This window comes from Natronoglycomyces albus, assembly GCF_016925535.1.
Lineage (GTDB): Bacteria > Actinomycetota > Actinomycetes > Mycobacteriales > Micromonosporaceae > Natronoglycomyces > Natronoglycomyces albus.
Genome location: NZ_CP070496.1, coordinates 3,617,411 through 3,638,203 on the forward strand (window position 1 = coordinate 3,617,411; position 20,793 = coordinate 3,638,203).

At 60.9% G+C, this 20,793-nt stretch carries 14 protein-coding genes and 1 tRNA gene; 5 read left to right on the forward strand and 10 right to left on the reverse strand.

Annotated features, from left to right (window positions below):
• Nucleotides 1-20: 20 nt before the first annotated feature.
• The 5 genes from JQS30_RS15470 to JQS30_RS15490 form a co-directional block, all read right to left on the reverse strand.
• Entirely contained in the window at nt 21-1,652 is a 1,632-nt protein-coding gene (locus JQS30_RS15470) for an L-aspartate oxidase (protein ID WP_343076230.1), read from the reverse strand.
• Between the two features lie 96 nt (nt 1,653-1,748).
• Nucleotides 1,749-3,236, reverse strand: a complete 1,488-nt coding sequence (locus JQS30_RS15475; RefSeq protein ID WP_213171136.1) for a S10 family peptidase — start codon at nt 3,234-3,236, stop codon at nt 1,749-1,751.
• Nucleotides 3,237-3,245: 9 nt separating this feature from the next.
• Nucleotides 3,246-3,668 (reverse strand): aspartate 1-decarboxylase, encoded by a 423-nt coding sequence (panD, locus tag JQS30_RS15480; protein ID WP_213171137.1) that lies wholly within the window; start codon nt 3,666-3,668, stop codon nt 3,246-3,248.
• Complete coding sequence (gene panC, locus JQS30_RS15485) at nt 3,661-4,617, reverse strand: pantoate--beta-alanine ligase (RefSeq protein ID WP_246497951.1); 957 nt, start codon at nt 4,615-4,617, stop codon at nt 3,661-3,663. Before panC ends, panD begins: the two co-directional genes overlap by 8 nt.
• Before the next feature lie 20 nt (nt 4,618-4,637).
• Nucleotides 4,638-5,606 (reverse strand): Rossmann-like and DUF2520 domain-containing protein, encoded by a 969-nt coding sequence (locus JQS30_RS15490; protein WP_213171138.1) that lies wholly within the window; start codon nt 5,604-5,606, stop codon nt 4,638-4,640.
• A gap of 153 nt (nt 5,607-5,759) precedes the next feature.
• On the opposite strand from JQS30_RS15490, the gene JQS30_RS15495 reads away from it, so the two are divergent.
• Complete coding sequence (locus JQS30_RS15495; RefSeq protein WP_213171139.1) at nt 5,760-6,752, forward strand: SAM-dependent methyltransferase; 993 nt, start codon at nt 5,760-5,762, stop codon at nt 6,750-6,752.
• On the opposite strand, the gene JQS30_RS15500 is transcribed toward JQS30_RS15495, so the two are convergent.
• Nucleotides 6,749-7,180 (reverse strand): DUF1707 SHOCT-like domain-containing protein, encoded by a 432-nt coding sequence (locus JQS30_RS15500; protein ID WP_213171140.1) that lies wholly within the window; start codon nt 7,178-7,180, stop codon nt 6,749-6,751. The genes JQS30_RS15495 and JQS30_RS15500 overlap by 4 nt on opposite strands.
• A 70-nt stretch (nt 7,181-7,250) precedes the next feature.
• On the opposite strand from JQS30_RS15500, the gene JQS30_RS15505 reads away from it, so the two are divergent.
• From JQS30_RS15505 to JQS30_RS15520, 4 genes are all read left to right on the forward strand, one after another.
• Nucleotides 7,251-8,387, forward strand: coding sequence for an NADH-quinone oxidoreductase subunit D (locus JQS30_RS15505; RefSeq protein WP_213171141.1), 1,137 nt, complete (start codon nt 7,251-7,253; stop codon nt 8,385-8,387).
• Between the two features lie 108 nt (nt 8,388-8,495).
• On the forward strand, nt 8,496-9,254 hold the full coding sequence (locus tag JQS30_RS15510; protein ID WP_213171142.1) for a GNAT family N-acetyltransferase: 759 nt from the start codon (nt 8,496-8,498) through the stop codon (nt 9,252-9,254).
• 171 nt (nt 9,255-9,425) lie between these two features.
• Nucleotides 9,426-9,501: transfer RNA gene (locus JQS30_RS15515), tRNA-Arg, on the forward strand.
• A 500-nt stretch (nt 9,502-10,001) separates the two neighbouring features.
• Entirely contained in the window at nt 10,002-12,842 is a 2,841-nt protein-coding gene (locus JQS30_RS15520) for an ATP-dependent DNA helicase (RefSeq protein WP_213171143.1), read from the forward strand.
• On the opposite strand, the gene JQS30_RS15525 is transcribed toward JQS30_RS15520, so the two are convergent.
• Genes JQS30_RS15525 through JQS30_RS15540 form a run of 4 tightly spaced genes read right to left on the reverse strand, consistent with a single transcriptional unit; the run spans nt 12,818 to nt 20,748 of the window.
• Nucleotides 12,818-14,059 (reverse strand): TIGR02679 family protein, encoded by a 1,242-nt coding sequence (locus JQS30_RS15525; protein WP_213171144.1) that lies wholly within the window; start codon nt 14,057-14,059, stop codon nt 12,818-12,820. The two genes, JQS30_RS15520 and JQS30_RS15525, sit on opposite strands and share 25 nt — an antisense overlap.
• Complete coding sequence (locus tag JQS30_RS15530) at nt 14,056-18,081, reverse strand: TIGR02680 family protein (RefSeq protein ID WP_213171145.1); 4,026 nt, start codon at nt 18,079-18,081, stop codon at nt 14,056-14,058. The genes JQS30_RS15525 and JQS30_RS15530 overlap by 4 nt, the downstream gene beginning before the upstream one ends.
• Complete coding sequence (locus JQS30_RS15535) at nt 18,078-19,259, reverse strand: TIGR02678 family protein (protein ID WP_213171146.1); 1,182 nt, start codon at nt 19,257-19,259, stop codon at nt 18,078-18,080. The genes JQS30_RS15530 and JQS30_RS15535 overlap by 4 nt, the downstream gene beginning before the upstream one ends.
• Nucleotides 19,252-20,748, reverse strand: a complete 1,497-nt coding sequence (locus JQS30_RS15540; protein ID WP_213173105.1) for a TIGR02677 family protein — start codon at nt 20,746-20,748, stop codon at nt 19,252-19,254. Before JQS30_RS15540 ends, JQS30_RS15535 begins: the two co-directional genes overlap by 8 nt.
• Nucleotides 20,749-20,793 lie beyond the last annotated feature (45 nt).

The window sequence follows — 20,793 nt, forward strand, 5'->3', positions numbered from 1 at the left end:
TGTCACATGTGCGGGCGTGGTCACGACCGGGTGGAGTTCTGCCACGTGCATCTCATTTGCCCATCCTCGTTCAGGCGCAGGTGAATGTGTCCCAGCCACGCGCCTTCGGCCTGGGGATGGTCGTCCCTCCAGTGGCTGCCACGGGTTTCGCGCCGCGCGTAGGCGGCTGCGGTGACTGCCACGGCCACGGTCAGGAGGTTCGTCGCTTCCCATGTCGCCGGGCGCGGGCGGCCGGTACGGGAGGCACCCAGTTCGCTGAGGGTGGCGGCGGTCGCGGTCAGGGAAGCGGCATTGCGGATGACGCCTGCCCCGGCTGTCATCGCCGCCTGCAACGGCTCGCGCGACGTGGTTGACACGGCCCAAGACTCAACATCGGGAAACACCGCTTCGCCGGGTTGCCAGTCGGACCGGGCAATGTCGTCGGCGATGCGGCGGCTGAAGACTAGTGCCTCTAGGAGCGAGTTCGACGCCAACCGGTTGGCCCCGTGCAGACCGGTGCAGGCGACCTCGCCGGCGGCATACAGCCCTGGCACCGAGGTACGCCCGTGTAGATCGGAGCGCACGCCACCGGAGGCGTAGTGCGCGGCCGGGGCGACGGGAATCAGGTCACGGACCGGGTCGATCCCGATGTCACGGCAGGTCTTGGTAATGGTGGGGAACCGGGTCTCAATGCCCTCTCCCAAGTGGCGGGCGTCCAGCCACACGTTTTTCGTTCCCTGGGCCAGCATCGAAGCGGTAGCTGCTTTCGCGACCACGTCGCGGGGAGCCAGCTCTGCCAGTTCATGGCGGCCGAGCATGAAACGCTCTCCGTTGGCATCCCGCAGGTAGGCGCCTTCTCCGCGCAGCGCCTCCGAGATGAGCGGCTGCCGGTCGCCCGTGGAGTCCTCCAGATACAGGGCTGTGGGGTGGAACTGGACGAATTCCAAGTCCGTCACGTCCGCGCCGGCCCGCAGCGCTGCTGCCACTCCGTCGCCAATGGAGACCGACGGGTTGGTGGTCGATTCGTAGATCTGTCCCAAACCGCCGGTGGCCAGCACCACTGCTCGGGCGTTGACGCCACCGACGCCGTACTCGACGCCCTCGCCCAACACGTGCAGGCTCACCCCGCACGCTTGTCCCCCAGCGTCGGTCAGCACGTCTAGCACCATCGCGTTCTCGATGACTCGAATCCACGGGTCACGGAACACCGCCTCGTGCAGGGCGCGTTGAATTTCCGCGCCCGTGGCGTCGCCTCCAGCGTGGATGATGCGGCGTGCCCGATGACCACCTTCGCGGGTCAACTCCAGGTTGCCATCACCGTCGCGGTCAAAGGCGGCCCCATTGCGGATGAGGTCCATGACGCGCTCGGGGCCTTCGGTCACCGTCACGTCCACCGCTTCGGGGTCGCACAAGTCCACCCCGGCGATCGAGGTGTCTCGCGCGTGGGCCGCCGGAGTGTCGGCCGCGTCCAGTACTGCGGCGACTCCACCTTGCGCCCACCTGGTGGAGCCGTCATCAATGTGGACCTTCGTGACGACGGTGACATGGAACCCGGCCTGGCGCAGATACAGCGCACACGTCAAGCCCGCCACGCCTGAACCGATGACGACCACGTCAGTGGTTTCGGTCCAGGATGGGGCACTGGCCCGCAATCGACGCGGAAGCCGAGGCAACCGCGGAAGTGCGAGTACGGGGTCAGCTGGATGTGCGGAAGTGGCCGTCGACTGTGGAGTCGCTCGGCTCTGCGCCAGGTCGGGTGTCACGTTGCCTTACCGGTTAGAAGTGGCGTTGATAAACGCGCTCAAGTCTGCCGCCTGTCGCAGGCGGGACTCCTCGTGGACATACATCATGTGCCCGGCCGGGTATTCCTTCACCTCGATGCGCTCGCGCGCCTCGTCGGGAATACGCAGCTGTGCCAGCGAGTGCTCAATGGCTTCGGAGGGAACGCCACCGTCGTAACGGCCCATCGCCACGTGCACTTGCAGCGCGGGGTTGAAACGCATGGCCTTGCCCAGCAGGTCCACAACTGTGACCTGCTGACCTTCGAACTCCTTGTACGACCACGGGTGCACGTTGCGCGTCAGCGTCTCGTAGACGAGGTCGTTCTCGTATTCGAGTTCGGCGCGCAGGTAGTGCATCATCGCGGCGGTGTAGGGGCCCTGGATGGCGGTCAGGAACGGGTCGCCGGGCATCGTCTCGTGCACGTAGTGGTCGGCCGGGCCCGTGAAGCGGGAGTCCAGGCGTCCGGTGACGAGCTTGCGGTGGCGCAGCAGCTCCGCGTAGTAGTGCGCGTGTTCCAGGCGCAGGTTCGCGTTGTCGACGTATTCCTCACTGACTCCGGTGAGCGAGGCGACCTTGGCCACGGCTGTGGCGCGCTCTTCGGGAGTGAGGCGCCCACCCTTGGCCAGCACCAGCGGGAATTCGTCTGCCGCATAGGCGCGAGCCTCGGCTACGACGTCTTCGAGTTCGCGGCCCTCGTGCAAGCCGTGGTAGTGGGCGATAGCGGAGTACACCGGTAGGAACAGCGAATACGGCAGGTCGTTGTTGTCACCGAAACGCAGCGTTCCCATGTCGAGCGCGGGCGCGATGAGCATCAGTCCGTTGAGGAACATGCCGTAACGCGATTGCAGGTATTCGCCGACGGAGGCGGCGCGAGTACCGCCGTAGGACTCGCCGATGAGGTATTTCGGGCTCAACCAACGGTTGTTGCGGGTCGTCCACAGGCGAATGACCTCGGCGACGGATTCGAGGTCGCCCTTGAAACCGTGGTAGGGGTCGGGCTTTTCGCCCTCGACGGCGCGGGAGTACCCGGTCGACATCGGGTCGATGAAGACCAGGTCGGAGTCGCGCAGGAGCGTCTCGTGGTTGTCGATCAGGCCGAACGGAGGTGGCGTGAGGTTGCCCACATCGCCGGAGTCGACGCGGCGGGGGCCGAGGACGCCCAGGTGCAGCCAGATCGAGGCCGAACCCGGTCCGCCGTTGAACGCGAAGGTGACGGGGCGTTCCTTCGGGTCGGCGTCGTCCAGTGTGTAGTAGGTGATGGAGACCTCGGCCTTGGGTTTACGGCCGTTGAACTTCTCGTCTTCGAAGTGCTCTTCGGCGAGCACGATGCGCCCAGTCGTGGCGGTGTACTTGAGTTTCCCCAGTTTGTGGTGGGTCGTCTTCAAGTCATCCTTGGGCTCTTTGTCCTTTTTTTCGACGTCGTTGCCCTTGGGGTCTGATGTGCCTTCTGAGGCTGAGTGTTTTTTATCCGACATGAGGGAAACTTACCCTGCGCTGTACGGATTGGCCACTGGGTTGCCAGCCGTTCCCGGCGCTGGACGAGCCGTATCCGCATTGACGTCTATGATTTCATTCTTGTCGTTGACGTGCACAACCGTCGGCTCGAAGGTGCGCGCGTCCTCGTTACTCATCTGGGCATATGAAATGAGGATGACCAGGTCTCCCGGGTCAATCAAATGCGCCGCCGCCCCGTTGATTCCCAGCACTCCCGAGCCAGCCTCACCCTCAATGAGGTAGGTCTCCAGGCGATTGCCGTTGTTGATGTCAACAATGTGAACCAACTCGCCGGGCAAAAGGTCCGCCGCGCGCATCAGGTCAGCGTCCAACGTGCACGAGCCGACATAGTGCAAATCGGCTTGCGTGACCGTGGCACGGTGGATCTTGGATTTAAACATGGTCCTAAGCATCGCGGTCTCCAATGTGGGTGGTTCGGCGGTTGAGGTCGACAGGATCGCTGCTGGCCTCGGCGTAGGTGGAGGATGTCATTGTTTCGTCGCCGTCTGGTTCGGCGGTGCGCCAGGCAGCGCCGACGCCGACGGCGGCGTTGTCGATCAGTCGCGTCGAGCCCGCAAAAGCGGCGATCAACAAACGGCCCTCGCCGTCTGAGGGCGCTGGTTCCAAGTCTGGCGCGGTTACCGCCACATAGTCCACTCGCAGCCCCGGTTCGGCCTCCAGCACCTTCTGCGCAGCCGCTAGCGGCTGCGGGCTGCTCTGCGCGACCCTGATCGCGCGCGGAATGGCCAGCGCCGACGCGCGTTCGGCCGCGCTCAAGTAGACATTGCGGCTGGATTGGGCGAGCCCGTCGCTCTCCCTCACCGTCGGTATCGCCTCAATATGGACGCCAAGGTGCAGGTCGTCGACCATCCGTCGCACCATGGCCAGCTGTTGGTAATCCTTCTCGCCAAAGGTGGCGATGTGGGCCCTGGTGAGGCGAAGCAGCTTCGCGACCACGGTCAGCACCCCAGTGAAGAAGCCGGGCCGGGAGGCCCCTTCGAACAAGTCGCCCGCCGGTCCAGGGATCACGCGAGTGACCGCGTCGCGTCCACGTGGATACAGCTCAGCCTCGCTAGGGGCGAAGACCACGTCGACGCCCTCCTCCGCGCACGCGGCGGCGTCGGCCTCCAACGTGCGCGGGTAGGCCTCGAAATCCTCGCCCGGGCGGAACTGCAGCGGGTTGACGAACACGGTCACTATCACGTGGTCGGCCAGTTGGCGGGCGCGCCGCATATGGGTGCGGTGCCCCTCGTGCAAAGCGCCCATCGTGGGGACGACGGCGACAGTCCCGGCCATGGACTCGCGCACGCGGCGTAGATCATCCAGCGTGTGGGCAATCATCGGTGGGCGAAGTGGCGACATGAGGGCAGCTCCTTAGGGCGTCACCGGCGACGCGCGAGCACTCCGAGGAGCTGCTCGGCGTCTTCAGGGGACAGTTGGCGGGCGGCGATGGCGCGGTCGGCGGTGCGACGGGCCAGCGCGAGGTAAGCCTCCACGGCGTCGGGCGCGGTCTTCTCCAACGCTTCCAGGTGGGAGGCAACGGTACCGGCGTCCCCGCGCACGACCGGGCCGGTCAGCGCGGCCTCGCCGTGACGAAGCGTGTTGTCCAACGCGGCCGACAACAGCGGGGCAATCAGGCGTTCGGGTTCGGTGATCCCCGCGTCACGCAACAGATCTAGCGATTCTGTCACCAGGGTCGACAGATGGTTCGCCCCGTGGGCCAGGGCGGCGTGATAGAGCGGGCGGTGCTCCTCGCTGACAAACTGGGGCTCGCCACTCATTTCGAGCACGAGCGCTTCGGCGATAACGCGCAGCTGTTCATCGCTGGTGCAGGCGAACGAGACGCCCGCCAAACGGTCCAGGTCCTCATCGCGGCCGGTGAACGTCATGGCCGGGTGCAGCGCCATCGTCAGGCAGCCGATGCGAGCGGCGGGGGCGAGAATGTCGATCCCGTGGGCTCCGCAGGTGTGGACGATGAGGGTGCCCGGTGCGAGACTGCCCGAGTCGACCAGTTCCTTGACCAGCGGTTCGATGGCGTCGTCAGGTACACAGATGAGCAACAACTGGGCGCATCGGGCCACTTCGCACACGTTCATTAGTTCCGCGCCGGGCAAGTATTTCTTAGCGCGGGCCCGAGATGCCTGCGAGTTGGCCGAAGTGGCGACGACGCGGTGACCGGCGCGGATGAGGCTCGCGCCGAGGATGGAGCCGACCCGTCCGGCGGAAATGACGCCAACGTTGAGCCGGCTGGCAGCGTTGAGCTCAGCATTGTCGTTCGCGGCATCGGCACGTCCTGAGGCCCGGTGGCCCTCGGCTTCGTTGCCGTGCGCAGTGTGCTCGGTGGGAGCCATAGCGTTGAGATCCAGTCCATAGTCGGTACCGGTCGTCCGGTCCTGGCACTACCTTGCAACAAATATGCCACGACCTCTATTCGTTTATTGTGCGTGGCGCTCACGACAGGGACGCGGTGGCCACTGAGAAGTGTTGCCTGTCACTCTAAGAGCATGAGCACTTTCGCCCGTTGGGCCACGGTTATGAGCGAATCCTTGTACGGGGAGGAGGGTTTTTATCGCCAATCCGACCCCATTGAGCATTTTCGCACCAGTGCCCACTATTGGGCGTTTGCACAGGCTGTCGCACGGATCATAGACAGGCTGACACCGCGGCTGGACGAAGTCACGGTAGTGGACGTGGGCGCGGGTCGCGGTGAACTACTAAACAGGCTGGCCTCTTTGGTGACGGCCGATATCCGCCTGATCGCCGTCGAAGTACGCCCCCGCCCCGGCGACCTGCCCCAACGCGTCGAATGGCGTACTGAGACCCCATCGAGGTTCTCTGGGCTGCTGTTGGCCTGCGAACTATTGGACAACATCCCCTTGGACGTGGCAGTACAGACCCCCCAAGGCTGGAGATACGAAGAAGTCGACCGCACTGGCGCGACCAGACCCGGCCCGAAACTGAGCCACACCGACCGAGCATGGATCGAAAAATGGTGGCCCGAACCGCACCCAGCAGACGCCGACGAACGCACCGAGCCAAACTTTCGGGCCGAGATCGGACGGCCCCGCGACCAGCTGTGGCGTGACATCACCGGCCGCCTCACCCACGGAGCAGCCATCGCGATCGACTACGGGCACACTCGCGGAATGCGACCCCAGCACCGCACCATCACCGGATATCGCCACGGACGACAAGTACCGCCCCAACTGGACGGCAGCACCGACATCACCGCGCACGTGTCGTTCGACTCGCTCAGCTGCCACCCCTCGGCAATGCTGCTCCCCCAGCGCGAAGCACTACTACGCTGCGGAATAACCGGCCAACGCCCACCCATCACCCAAGCTCACATCGACCCATTCGGATACGCGACCGCGTTGGGGCAAGCGTCCGAAGAAGCCGAACTGATCAACAACGACGGGCTCGGGGCGCACTGGTGGCTCGTCGAAGGGATAGACGTCCCGGCCGAAGAACTGCTACCAGTCCACGAAGAGAACTAGAAAATGCCGAGAAAACCAGCGATGATGAACAAAATCAGCACCACCAAAGCCGTCAGCGCGATATAGAGCATCGCGTTAGGAACCACCAAAATCAAAATCACCGAAATCAGCGCCGCGAGACCAACCGTGTAACCAGCCACCTTCCAGCGACGGTTGCGATCCACCCGGCCATCCTCATCCCGCGCCAACGGGAACCGAGGATCGGCGGCCAACTGATACGTCGGATCCTCGCCGTGACCGGGAGGCGCCAGACGCTGCAAATCAGCCACGAGGGCGTCCAGCTCGGCATACACCTTCGCCTCCATCGCCTTCTCGGCCCGGATGGCGTATTCGGTCACGTCCAGACGGCCCTCTTCCACCGCCACCCGCAGAGTGTCAAGCACCATCTGCCGATCCTGCTCCGAGGCCCGCATCTGTTCACGATCCATAAGTTCGAGCACCTCCATCTATAGGATGCCATTACACCGCAACCGCCCAATCTCTGCCAAGATGAACAATATGGCCGAACAGATCACGGTCGGACTCGGAGCCGGCACCGAAGCGACCGACATGGTGCTCAACATAGGGCCCCAACACCCCTCCACCCACGGCGTGCTGCGCCTCAAACTCACCATCGACGCCGAACGGGTCACCTCCTGCGAACCCATCATCGGCTACATGCACCGCGGAGCCGAAAAACTATACGAGGCCCGCGACTTCCGCCAGATCATGGTGCTAGCCAATCGACACGACTGGCTATCGGCGTTCTCCTCCGAGCTAGGTGTGGCGCTGGCGGCCGAACGGCTCATGGAACTAGAAGTGCCCGACCGGGCCACGTGGCTGCGCATGGCGATGGCCGAGATGAACCGGGTCCTCAACCATTTGATGTTCCTGGGGTCGTTTCCGCTCGAAATCGGCGCCATCACGCCCATGTTCTATGCCTTCACCGAACGCGACCATCTACAAAAAGTGTTCGAGGAAGCCACCGGTGGACGTATCCACTACATGTACAACCAAGTGGGCGGGCTGAAAAAAGACGTGCCCGCCGGCTGGGAAGATAGGGCCCGCTCCGCCATCGACGATGTCGCCCACGGCATGAAGCGGCTGGACGCGATGCTGCGCGGCAACGACATCTTCGCGGCCCGCACCAAGGGAATCGGGGTGCTCGACCCGGCCACCGCCGCCGCCTACGGCGTCTCCGGGCCGGTCGCCCGAGCCTCGGGCCTCAACTTCGACATTCGGCGCGAAGAGCCCTACCTGTTCTACGACCAGCTTGACTTTCCCGTCGTGACACGCGAAACCGGCGACTGTTACGCGCGCTTCGAAGTACTCCTCGACCAGGTCTACACCTCGCTGGACATAGCGCGGGAATGCCTCGACCGAGCCGTGCGCTTGGAGGGGCCCGTGAACTCGCGGCTGCCCAAAATCGTCAAAGTTCCCGAAGGACACACCTACCTGTGGACCGAAAACCCCTTGGGGGCCAACGGCTACTACCTGGTCAGCCGAGGCGGACAGACCCCGTGGAGGCTCAAACTGCGCTCCGCGTCGTTCTCCAACGTGCAAGCGTTGACCACTCTCATGACCGGTTGTCTCATTCCCGACATGATCGCCGTGCTCGGCTCCATGTTCTTCGTCGTTGGCGACGTCGACAAATAGCTCGACAGCCCGGCCCGAGGCTCGTAACGTGTACCTAGATGGTGATGTGTTGCCCGAGGCTCGGCGCGGTCAAGCGCTAGCAACGGCTCGAGAGCTGGAGGAGGGCACATGCGAGACGAATCAGCGCTCTTCGCGCCAGCGGTGCGACAGTTTTGGGCCGCTGGCGGTGTCACCACCCGCCACAGGGCCGGAACCCTGGTCACTCACCCCGACGCGCCGGACTACCGGATGGGCAACTTCGCTTGCGACTTCACCACTGAAGACCTGTCGGAAGTCGCCGAGCTGATCGAGCACACCGACCGGGTCGTCATCGGCCGAGACACTGGCGCGGCGATCGCCGCGCACCTGGCCCTCCACGACTGGCAGCTCGAACAAGAGCTCCAACTCGCGCTCTCTCCAAACGTGGCCGTCGAGGCGCCCATGCAGATGGAGTTTCAGCCAGTGCAGGGCGACCTTTGGGACACGATTTACCGTTTTTTCCGGCTCGACCACTGCGAAGAGGACGCTCGGGCCGGGGTGCCCACTCGCCCCGAAGCCGAAACTCGGTCAGGCGTGGCGCTGCGTCGCAATATCGCGGTAGAAGCTACGTATTACTTGGCCTCCGCCGGTGTGGAGCCCGAGGCGTGCGTCGCGATCTGGTCGAATCACGACGGTGTCGGCATCATCGAAGACGTGTTCGTCCACCCCGATGCGCGCGGGCGAGGCATCGCCACCAGCATGCTCAGGTTTGCCGTCCGGCGGTTGCGTGGCCGAGGCGTCAAGCACGTCCTCATCGCCGCCGACATCAACGACACCCCGAAGCATCTGTACCACCGATTCGGTTTTCGCCCGGCGTATGTGCGCACCAGCTACATCCGCCAACAGTGAGCCGGATTCACAAAGACCCTGAGCAGCTAAAATGTGTGCTCATCCGGTTTGGGCGGTGTTGTGAGTAACAGGCCGATACCCGGTTGCACGCGCCAATCAGCGGCCGGTAACATTGTCCACGGCCTTCAGCAATGAAAGCCAAGGCGGTGGGGAAACCTCATCGACTGGTATGCGCCCCTAGCTCAACGGATAGAGCATCTGACTACGGATCAGAAGGTTGGGGGTTCGAATCCCTCGGGGCGCGCCAAAGACACAGGTAAAGGCCGGTATCAATGCTGTGATACCGGCCTTCCGTATGTCCGCAGTACACATTTAGTACGCACAGTAAGCCCACGTCCTGATCGATCCCCTTCGTTTCAGGCCATTTTGTGTTTTCCATCCCTTCGTACTCTCCGGAGCCGAAGGCCCAGTGCACAACACCTCCGTCATCAGTGATGGCGGCATAATCGCAACCTCTGCCATCACCGCGCATCGCAAATCCCCTGCTAAACCCCTATGAAAACGCGACCACAACGCTTCCCACCGACACCTACAAACCCACATCGAACACACCTTCTCACGGATGAAATCCTAGAAAATCCTGCGTGGCTGCCGCTTCGAAGGCGACCTCGTCGCATCGCGATGAACCGCATCGCAAATCCACACAACCTCGCCCACGCCACCTGGACAAACCAAGCTACCGAGAACAGCACCGCGATCAGCGAACCCCCGCACCAATAACGGGCAATCTCAAGGAAGTGAGGTCTGATGACTTCGGTCGGCGAACACATCATGAACACCAGTGAGGCGATCTGCAACAATATCGACTCGCTGACAGACCATCGCGAATTGCTGTCCCAAAACGTACTCGCCCAACTGAGGAACCTGGTCGAGGGCGTCGCCGTACGTCTCGAACTTGGAACGTTTGAGGCTGAATACAACTACCAGGCGACTAGGAAAGGCCTAGCCTTCGTCAAAGGCAAGGGGCAGTATAGCTTCCTGAGCAAGTTCCACAAGTTCCTCCAAGCTAGTGCCTCGCACTACACTATGGATGGCGATGCTTCCGAGCGACTCATGCTCAAGTACTACGAGTATCTACTACGCATCCGGGCTCTACTTAAAGACGATTGTGAAATGGACGTGCTTGCCAACCTCGAGTCCTTTCCAGTTGACCTGGACCCGTCGTTGCGGGAGTACCACGAGAAGATCGCCGCACGAGTCCAACTGCTGCGGTCGAAGGAAGCAGGCAGCGGGGCGCGAGACCGTTACTACATCCACAAGACTCGCCCGTTCTTCGTGAATGGTCGAATATATTACGAGGTGACTTTCTATAGAGCTGTCAATAAGTTCAACAAGTTCGACCGCATTATCGCCTTCACCGAAATCGACATGACTGACAAGTACTCGGCCATGCTGACCCTCCAACCTGATTCGATCCAAGTCCTTGATCAGACGATGCCAATAACGCTCATCAGCGCCTGGGAGGTCTCGATCCGCCCGTGCGAGTTCGACATCTTTGCACGCCTCGTCGGTGTCTCCCTCAAGGCCAGCACCGGCTCGGCAGAATACAAATACCTCATGAACGACCTGACCGAGCGATCAGGCAACCTGCTCGAACTCATGGACATGTCAGACGACCAGTATGCGGCTGCCAGGGCCGCAGGAACGGCGAACACGAGCACTCCGAGAATCTTCCCGGTATTGGACAAAGCACGGGACATCGTTCGGTCCTGCGCACCCGGCCATAATATGCTCCGCTACCTGATGCTCCGAATGCGTAACGAGGTGCTCAAGCAGCAATATAACTACCAAAAGTGCAGTCTCCTATCCAATCTGAACCTACAGTTTGGGTGCATCCCGTTCGACACGATGCCATTCTGTAGTTCCCCAATACGTCACAACGTGAGGTACTGGGATCTTGTCGAGAGCCTGGACTCAACCGGGCGTGAGCACGAACTGCTCGCACGCCGAGTAAAGACCAACGTCGAGAGCTACGGGAGGTTGTACACACCCTTGGCTGAGCTTGAACCGTTCGGCGATGTCACCCAGCTGATCGCCATGCACAACGACAAGCTCTACCGCAAGCACAGGGCACGTCAGCTCGTGCAGGATAAAGGACACGTGTTCATACGAGGATACGAGAATGACGTTGTCGCCATCTTGGAAATGCTCCAGACGAATGCGTCGGCTGGAATAGATGACTACACCGTCTCCGTCGAGCGCTGGATGGGCGAGGCACCGCGTGGTATTGATGATGACGGTAAGAAGGATGCCCTCAAGCGTCTATTTAGTCAGTCAAAGGTTGCCCTGATATACGGAGCCGCTGGCACAGGAAAATCTACGATGGTAAACCATGTCGCCCAGTATTTCAATGACAAGAAAAAGCTACTCCTAGCCCACACCAATCCGGCCAAGGACAACCTAGAGCGTAAGGTAACTGCCGAGAACTCAACTTTTCAGACGATCAGTAGCTATATTTACCGCGCTAATCTGTCCTACTATTATGACCTGTTGATTATCGATGAGTGCAGTATCGTCAGCAACGCCGACCTACTCGAAGTACTGGAGAATACCTCCTTCAAAATGCTGGTGCTGGTCGGTGACGTCTACCAAATCGAGTCGATCAAGTTTGGTAATTGGTTTAGCATCATTCGCTCGTTTGTCCCGAGCAATTCAGTCTTCGAGCTGACGACGCCCTATCGAACCAAGAACAAGTCTCTCCTTAGATTCTGGGACAAGGTACGTAGCATTAAAGACGACATCGCCGAAGTCATCGCCCGCAACGGGTACTCGACCGCGCTCGACAAGTCACTGTTCACGCCGAAGCACGACGACGAGATTATCCTCTGTTTGAACTACGACGGCCTCTACGGGATCAACAACGTCAACCGTTTCCTCCAGAGCAGCAACCCCAACCCTCCCATCACTTGGCGCGTTTCTACTTACAAGGTCGGCGACCCGGTGCTGTTCCACGAGGCAGAGCGCTTCAAGCCGGTCATTTACAACAACCTCAAGGGAAGAATCGTCAACGTCGTCACCAAGGTCGGTCAGATCCAGTTCGAGGTTGAACTGGACCGACCTCTAACTGAATCCGACGTCGTCAATGATGAACTGGAGTGGGTTGAAGGTTCGACGGTGCGTTTCACCGTCTACGACTACGACACCAGCGACGAGGACGACGACTCACTCAACACCACCGTGCCGTTCCAGGTCGCTTACGCCGTCTCGATCCACAAAGCCCAAGGACTTGAGTACGACTCCGTCAAGATCGTCGTCACCGACGCCAACGAGGAGGACATCACCCATAGCATTTTCTACACCGCAGTCACTCGCGCCCGAGAGAGTCTCAAAATCTTCTGGACACCGGAGACTCAGGAGTCCGTGCTCAAGAGCTTGAAACGAAGCGACAGCATCAAGGACGTGGATCTGCTGTCGAGTCGCCGTGGCCTCACACCCTTGGACGGCAACGGTCGTTGCCAAGAACCATCTGATCGTGTCCCCTACGGAGCCATACAGGTTGAGGATGCTCCACCAGACAACTACGTAGCGCGCAGTTTACGGGCGCATTTGCTCCGTCACCTCATTCAATTCACGTTCTTGGCAATGTGAAGGTCATCAAGAAGCCGGGGCAAGAGACGCTCTTCCATGACCGCGTACTGATGATGCTGCATTTCCACAGCAAGTTTGGGATCCCATGGTGACTGGGTCGGACGGCCCTTCAAAGCTTCGGCTTCACCACGTTCGAGCGCCTCAAGGTAGTCGCTATTACCCATTCGCCAAGGCACTGCCCGCCAACGTTGAATTGCAGCAGCGGTACTGCGCACACCGGTCCAGTCGAAGTCACCCCTCCAGTGAATACGCACACCTGCATTGGCCGCGGTCGCGATGAACCGAGTACAGGCATGAAATGCTTCGCCTTCTGTGCAAATCAATGGCGGGCACTTGGATCCGAGTTCTTCGGCCGCCACACGCATCACAGCGGGGTTCTCACAAACGTACAGTTCCGGAAAAGCTGGGGTGGACGGATAGCGCATGAGCTGCTGGAGCGTCAGGCGAAACGGCAGGCCATCCTGAGCGGCCGCGTCGAGCCATTGACCGATCACATGCGGTTCACGGACGCGAACTCCGAGCACCAACACCTGCGAGGACAAATCGTCAACCACGACACCCACCTCTGCCCACAGGCTGCGCATCTGGGAACGGTCAGCGGGAACCGCTCTGCCCCGCCAACCAGCAATGGCCCGCAGTACCAGGCGCTCGAGGCCAGTATTGGACAACGCTTTAGTGTCACCAGTCGCAGCTTCGGCCAGCACTGGCACGGGTAGATCGGCGGCGGGAAGGCGGTCAAGTACCGCTACTGCCTGGGCGATCGTCTCGGCTTTCCCTTCCCGGATGCGTTTGGTGACTGTGCCATCGGATTCGATCGCGCTACTCCATGCCTCATACCAGTTCTCACCCCTGTGCTTCGAGGCATTGCGCACCTCGCCGAGCCGTTCACGCTCCTGGTTCTCTTCAGACTGTGTCTCGAGGCGACTGACAACCGGGCCCCTGAGCGTCTCGATGGCAGACCGCAAGTCAGGGGCGATTCCCGAGCCACGAAGTCGGGCTTCCAGAGCCTCCAGCCTGACCGAGACTCCTTGTCCTCCGCGATCCGGGCGGCCAAGCAACTTCGCGGCAGCACGGCGTTCCTGGGTCGTGGCAACATTTTGGGTCACGGTGCCAGATAGTTCATGGCCAAGCTCGAGCCGTCGCACCAGGCGATCGACGAGCCAAGCGAGCTCGTCTGCGCCAAGTGTGCGACGTAGCCGATCTACATCAACGCTCATACCGGCTGCTCGATCCTAGTGCGGGTGTGACCATCCCACTCGAATACGGTCACATACACCGCGTCGATATCGTCGGTTCTAACAAGTTGATGGGTGCGGATCCCCGGCACGGTCGAATAGAAGCCCCATTCCCGTTCGGAAGTCATCGCCACGTCTAGGTCGAAGTTCGCCAATAGGCCGAGGCACTTGGAGCGAGAGTCATCGTCAACTCCCGCGAATGCCTCGTCAAGCATGATCATGCGCGGCGCGTTTTCATGGGCCGAGCGATAGTGCGACGACGCCGCGGCAAACAGCGGCAGCGAGACGGTCAGCACCCGCTCGCCACCAGAGGCTGGGCCGATCGCATCTTTCCATTCCCCGTTCTGATGGCGCTCGATTCGAAACTCATGCCAGCGGCGGTAGTCTAGGGCGTTGCTCAAGTGGGTTTTCCACGTGTTCTCGGGGTCGGCAGCCGCCTCGTCCTGAATCTGGCGATGCAAGAACGCGCTGACCCGCTGCTGGTCGTCCGGACTCCACATATCGCTGTCGTCGTGCAGCAAGATGCGACGCACAGCGGCGAGTCCCTCGGGCCCGTCCCGCCTGGGACGCCACTTAAGTCGGATACGCATTCCGGTCGAGGTGGGTCGTTCGTCGAGTTCAGCATTGATGTGCTGAACCTGTTCATCGGCCGCGTCGATGAGCTGGTGCAAGTGATACGCGACATCGTTGATCAGGTGCTCTTCGAGAAGTTCCCGTTCCTTGGCGCTGAGAAGTTGTTCGCGATATTCGATGTCCTCATACAGCAACGTGGCGAGCTGATGAGCAAACAGCTGGCGGGCCTGATAGTTGACCGTTACCACAAAATAGCTGTGAACAAGTTCGCCGTTGGGCTGGTGACCGTGCGGGCCTACGGCTTCCTGGAACGTCCGGTATTCCCTAGAGGTCGCACTCTGAACGCGCTCCCAAGCCTGGTCGTCAGCGGGAACTTCGGATAGATCTCGTTCGAGGCGGCGAGCAAGTTGGACGGCCGGATCAGGTGCCCACTCCCGATCTGGATCAGGCATAGCCACATTCGGGGCAGCGACGCCAAGCAGGCCAGTGTCCGCGAATCCGCGAAGAATCTCTATCTCTTTCGCTCGGTTGCGTTTCGCCTCGGTCTGTTCTATGCCGATTTGTTCGAGTGTCCCTTCTAGGCGCGACTTGGTGTCTCTGGCGGCATCGCGCTTTTTCCCAGTAGACTCGGCTTGCTTATCAAGTCGCACTAGCTCTTCCCGCGCGGTGTCGAGATCTCGACGGATGACATCGACATCGGCTCCGATGCTCTTTCGAAGCTGGTCCAGTTCGGCCTTGGCCACCGCGAAACTTCGCGATGCCTCCTGATAGTGCCTGTCGGCCTCTCTGAACCGTTGGGTAACGGCCACAGATTCCCTGGTGCGTCGCGCAGCTTCCTCGGCAGTGGTGGCGTAGGCGTCAAACCCAGCCCATAGCTCGGCAACGGCCACCTGATACGACGCGATTGCCTTCTCGATAGTTCGCAACGCATCTGCTGCGGTCGGCAACCCTAGATCCGCCGCCAGCTCATCGCGTTCCACCACCGCTTGGCCGAGTTCTTCGCGAAGCTCAATGAGCTTGTGCTGCTGTCGTTCCACTTCCGACTTACACGTTGCCGCTTCGCGCTCAGCGGCTTCCAACCGCTGCTGCGCTGTTTGCAGGGCCTGATCCGTTGGAATCGAGCCGAGTTCTACTTGCAGAATCCGTTGCCGTTGTTCCAAAGCAACAACGGCTTTGTCGGCCTGTTCTGCAGACGTTCGGGCCTCAGCAATCATCTCTCGCAGTGCGTCAAGGCGACGAGTCCGGGCCGCTTCCCTAGCCGCATGTCCGATGTACTCGGCTTGAGTCTTGCTCCCCGTTCCCTGCCTGCAGCCGACACGATAACTGCCGTCTGGCCCAATCCAGTTGCGCCCCAATCGGATTCCGATGGCGGCAATTATCGAGTCCACGGTCTCCGGAGCTACCAGCGAAGCGTTCTGGTCATCTCGGTCAATCGACGACCGCAGAATACTGGCCACACTGTACGGCTCGCGTTCACCGCTCGTGAGAAAGTCATCGGCCATGTTGGCTTCAAGCAACTGGCCGCTTGGAGTCACCCAAGCGTCGAGAATCCCTGCGGCTTCAAGAGCAGCCTCATACCCAGCTCGGTCTGGGTCGCTAACGTTGTCATGGAAATCGATGAGCTTCCACAATGGCGCGCCAGCTCGCCCAGACCGACTAGTGGTCCTCGTGAGTGGTCGAGGCGGCAGGCGAACATGCCCCTTGTTCAGCTCCTGGTACTCCTGGTCCAGGTCACCAACAAGCTTTCGCTCTACTTTCGCGACCGCGCGTTGGTCGGAAATCTCGCTTTGGATTGCGCTGTTGGCGGCCAAGAATGACATATGCGCGGCTTGAGCTGCCGGATTGGGCCCGGAAAGAACCCGCACCCAATCTTGCAGACCAACCTCCTCCATATCGAGCGGTACAAGCTCGACCGGAGCAAACGCATTCCATTCGGCTAGGTACCCTTCCCGCTCGGCCTCCAGCGCTCGATCGGCCTCCCCGACCACATCGGTTGCCGTGTCTCGACGTCGTTCGGCCTCCCCAAGCCGCTCAATAGCGATATCCACCGTGCGCTGATGTCCATCGACCAACTGGCACTGACGGCGCATCGCATCTATGCCTTGCTGCTGGATCACAGCGGCCTCGACCGCAGCAGCTCTCGCCGTACGAATCGCCACAGTCCCAGGCGGAGAGGTCGCCTGCGAAAAAGCTTGGGTGATCTGACGATGCCGGTCCCTCAACGCGGCGGCACCAGCCCACTCCTCAGCGTTTTCGAGCAGCGTTTTGGCTTTCTCGCGGGCTAGCTCCTCCTTGCCAGCAGCCTCGACAGCATCCTCAGAGGCCTCTTCCAAGACAGCGAGATCCTGATCTCGTAGTTCCTTGGCTCGTTCACAATTCGACTGACGGTCGTCGAAAATCTCCTGCGCATTGTTGAGGTCGGCCAGCTCCCGGCGCGACTCCATTCGTCGTATCCTTCCGCGGGCTTCACCGATCTGCCTGGAGAGGGACGTGTGTTCGGTTTCAAATCGACCATGTTCGAGCTCGGCGGTTTGGAGCTGGTCATTGAGCCGCTTGGTGTCCGAGCCAATGCGTTCATACCTCGATTGTGAGCGACGTACCCCTTCAGCCGCTCGGCGTGCGGCGACACGAGCATAATCAAGGTAGCGCTGACCAAACTTTTTGGCTGCCAGCGCCGTGTCCTTCAACCCTTCGAGGGCATCACGTTGTGTGGCCTGGTCATGGAAGGCATTGGCAACGTCGGTAAGAACATCCTGGTCTACCGGCGTAAGCGCCTCCGACAGTGCGTTCGATAGCTTCTTGTTGTCTGGCCGTCTGGATAGCTGAGGTTGCCGCAATTGCACGAGCAGGTCGATGAGAGCCTCGTAGCGCTCTTCCCCAAGACGAAATAGCTGCTCGTCGACCAATCGGCGGTAATGGGAAACCGAGCGAACGACCTCACCGTCGGTGCCGATCGCGTCTTCGAGCTTTTCGCGGGAGAGTACAACTCCAGAATCGGATACCAAGTCCAACGCTCCGCGAACGCGCTGGACTGTGGAAAAGAACCATTTATCGGCCACGCCCTTGCCTCTAACTGCACGGAGACCAACGCCTATGGTCCTAAAACATTCGCGGCCGTCCTCGTCCACGCGCCCGAATTCCATCCAGGAGTATCCAAGTCGGTCGTCGTACTTACCGCCCAGCAGTAGGTTCCAGTCCATTCGCTTTTTGGGGTCGCCGTCGGGTTCGACCTTGTGTGAGGAGGAGTCTCCGTCGAGCAGGAACGGCAGCGTCAGCGCCAGTACTTTGGACTTGCCGGTCCCGTTGTTCCCGCGCAGCATCAGGCGCCCGTCTCGGAACCAGAATTCCTGCCGGTCGTAATAGAACAGGTCGACCAGTCCTAGGCGCAACGGCTGCCATCGGCCAGGGCGGGGAATGGGGAGCACTGTCATCGCTGCCCTCCTGTAATCGTGGCTGGACGATAGGCGTACCTGGCTAGGGCGGGGCGCGCTAGGACTGTGTCGTTTCGTCGTGCGACGAGGCGCAGTGCCACCAGCTTTTCCAGGGCTACTTCCAGCAGTAGCTTCAGATTCTCGGGTTTGGTCGCGTCTTTCTTCCAGTGGGTTCGATGGGTTGGCGCGATCTCGATCAGGTGTCGCAGCAGGCTGTCTTGCGTGATCTCGGAGTTAGGAGTCTCGCGGTGGATACGCGCCAGCTGCTCGGCGACCAGCAACGTGATGTGCCCTTCTGTGCCTTCTTCGGGCATGCCATAGTCGGTGGTTTCGCCGTTGGGGTCGAGCAAGGCGATGCCTTCGGCGCGAACTTCAGCGACTAGGCCGGTTTCTTCAGTGAGCCTGCGGAGCAAGTGGGGGCGTTGTTTGGTCAGGTACTCAGTTTCAGCGGAGTCGAGCTCGTCGTAATACATGACGGGGTCGTCGAGCAGCCGGCGCGACAAACGGTGGCGGATGGCGCGGTTACGGGCGTCGTCGGAGTCGGGAAAAGTCTCGGTGGAGACAGCGGCGATCTGTGTGTATATGTCCTGGGCGTTCACGAGCGAGGGGCCGGTCGTCACTGCCAGGGTCGCCGAGAGCACGTGGCGATCCACATCGTAGAGCGCGTCGCCACTGCCATGTACATATGATTGCTCGTCCCCTGCTACTCGCTTCAGCACACCCATACCTAGTAGCAGCTTTGCTACTGCGGCTAGGTCGCGTCTCTCCTCGTGGTTGCCAAGGGTGAACTCAATGCCCGCTTCGACTAGTTTCGGATCGCCGGCCAAGCCCAACAAACGCTGGGCCAAGTTCCCAAGCGTGATTTGGGATTCTGCCCGTTCCAGACCCGCCAATGCCAGGCATAGGAGCACGTAGCGCCGGCGGGAAAGTGCAATTCCCCCGAGTTCAGCGCCACGGCTACTGTCACCTTCAAGGCCTTGTTTACGCAGCCGAACGACGGCGGGGGAATCAATCAAGGGCCATCCACATTCGCGGGCGAACCATGCGCGCAACCATTCTCTATGGCGACGTGCGTCGCCGAATACCGCATGGGCCGGAGTGAGCATGGGTTCATGGAGCAACGCTCGGATCGAGCGAGCTCTTTCCGCGGCGAGTCGCCGCTGTTCGATCTCAATCATGGTGCCTGCCAGTGCGGTCGATCACAGTGATGAGATGTTCCGGGGCGTACATAACCCCGTCAGTCGTTGTTATCTCCGCGATCGCACCACCAGGCACTGGTTCCAACACTATGCCGAGCATGCCGTCGGAGGTGGTGGTGTGAATGCGGCCGTCGCGGCCGGGTCGTCTGGCAGCCAGAGCGTTGCCCAACAAATCGAGCAATAGCCGAAACTCGAGTCGGTCAAGCTGACCGAGGTCGGAAAGCTTCACGGGTTCACCGGTTGCTAGCCGCCTTTGGGCGCTTTGCAGCTCTGCGGCTTCCTTAGCGGCCTTTTCGGCCAGTTTGGCCCTGGCTGCGGTGCGGTCCTCGATCTTACGTGGACGTCCGCGTTTAGTGTATGTGCCCGTTGCGCGCAATTGTGGTGCGATATCAACAGTTTCGGCTTCGCCCCAGGGCGTCCGAGGTTCGGCATCGACGACTTCGCCGGTCATATGCCTGGCGGTTGAAAGCCCGAATGCCACTTGCCATAGGCGATGGGCTGTGGCGTCGTCGGGCGCAGTGGCAAACCAGCGTGCCAGCTGTAGAAAGTCTGCTGTGCGATCGCTGTGTCCTGTCTTTCGCTCTTGCAAGATTCCTACCGTCTCCAGTAGGTCCGGGATCGCTTTTCGGGCCCGTTGTCGCAGTAGATTCGCCTGGTTATGTCGATCAGTGGCAGGGCCGAACCAGGTGGCTAGTCCAGACCACCGATGTTCCCATTCAGCTAGACGTTCGGCGACCGCGTCGGCGGATTCGTCGAAGGCCGCGTCGTAGGCTTCCCGCTCGGCCGCAATCGTCAGCAAGCGGTGTGCGATTTCCTCGTCGAATGTCTTGAGCGTGCCAGCAATATCGTGGCTCTTATTTGCTAGCTGGGAGACGAACCTTTGCAGATAGTCGATGAGTCTGTCTTTATAAGCCAGGAATGCGCTCTCATCGACATCGTGGAGGTCAACTGTGCGCTGGAGGCTGTTCATGAATGCCTGTGCGTTCGAGGCCAACGAATCCAAGCGGCCAAACAACTCCAGCAACAGATTGTGGATCTTGGCAGGATCGGGGTTGGTCTCTCCGCCTAGTTCACGCAGATTGCGGATTCGTACCCGGATGTCCTCAAGGGCGACGGTCTGGAGCTCACCACGACGGCCGATCTCACGCTCATATAGTTGAACCGCACGAGCTGCGGCTTCACCCTCAGCGGTGAGCTGGTACAGCTTACGTGCCCGGTAAAAATCTTCCACAGTGACTACCCGGCCGGTATCCGGGTCCGAACGAAGGTTGCCCCATTCGTCTAGTTGTTTGAGCTTCGATTCCACTGTCTCCAGCGGGACTCGCCCTTCGGCGGCGAGAAACTCAGCTATGTCCTCGGGTCTCAGGTGGACGACGAAGCGCTCCTTGGCATAAGTGAACGCCGCTAGCACCCGCCGGTACAGCTCACCATCAGGTGCATCGAGATAAGCGAAGGGGCTCGACAGAATTGACTCCTCGCAAGTTGTCCGCTACGCAACGTGCTTTTCACTAGT

Bases quoted from the DNA above. Each gene is read 5' to 3' on its own strand.
- JQS30_RS15475 (WP_213171136.1), bottom strand. From the start codon at position 3,236: ATGTCGGATAAAAAACACTCAGCCTCAGAAGGCACATCAGACCCCAAG.
- panD (WP_213171137.1), bottom strand. From the start codon at position 3,668: ATGCTTAGGACCATGTTTAAATCCAAGATCCACCGTGCCACGGTCACG.
- panC (WP_246497951.1), bottom strand. From the start codon at position 4,617: ATGTCGCCACTTCGCCCACCGATGATTGCCCACACGCTGGATGATCTA.
- JQS30_RS15490 (WP_213171138.1), bottom strand. From the start codon at position 5,606: ATGGCTCCCACCGAGCACACTGCGCACGGCAACGAAGCCGAGGGCCAC.
- JQS30_RS15495 (WP_213171139.1), top strand. From the start codon at position 5,760: ATGAGCACTTTCGCCCGTTGGGCCACGGTTATGAGCGAATCCTTGTAC.
- JQS30_RS15500 (WP_213171140.1), bottom strand. From the start codon at position 7,180: ATGGATCGTGAACAGATGCGGGCCTCGGAGCAGGATCGGCAGATGGTG.
- JQS30_RS15505 (WP_213171141.1), top strand. From the start codon at position 7,251: ATGGCCGAACAGATCACGGTCGGACTCGGAGCCGGCACCGAAGCGACC.
- JQS30_RS15510 (WP_213171142.1), top strand. From the start codon at position 8,496: ATGCGAGACGAATCAGCGCTCTTCGCGCCAGCGGTGCGACAGTTTTGG.
- JQS30_RS15520 (WP_213171143.1), top strand. From the start codon at position 10,002: ATGACTTCGGTCGGCGAACACATCATGAACACCAGTGAGGCGATCTGC.
- JQS30_RS15525 (WP_213171144.1), bottom strand. From the start codon at position 14,059: ATGAGCGTTGATGTAGATCGGCTACGTCGCACACTTGGCGCAGACGAG.
- JQS30_RS15530 (WP_213171145.1), bottom strand. From the start codon at position 18,081: ATGACAGTGCTCCCCATTCCCCGCCCTGGCCGATGGCAGCCGTTGCGC.
- JQS30_RS15535 (WP_213171146.1), bottom strand. From the start codon at position 19,259: ATGATTGAGATCGAACAGCGGCGACTCGCCGCGGAAAGAGCTCGCTCG.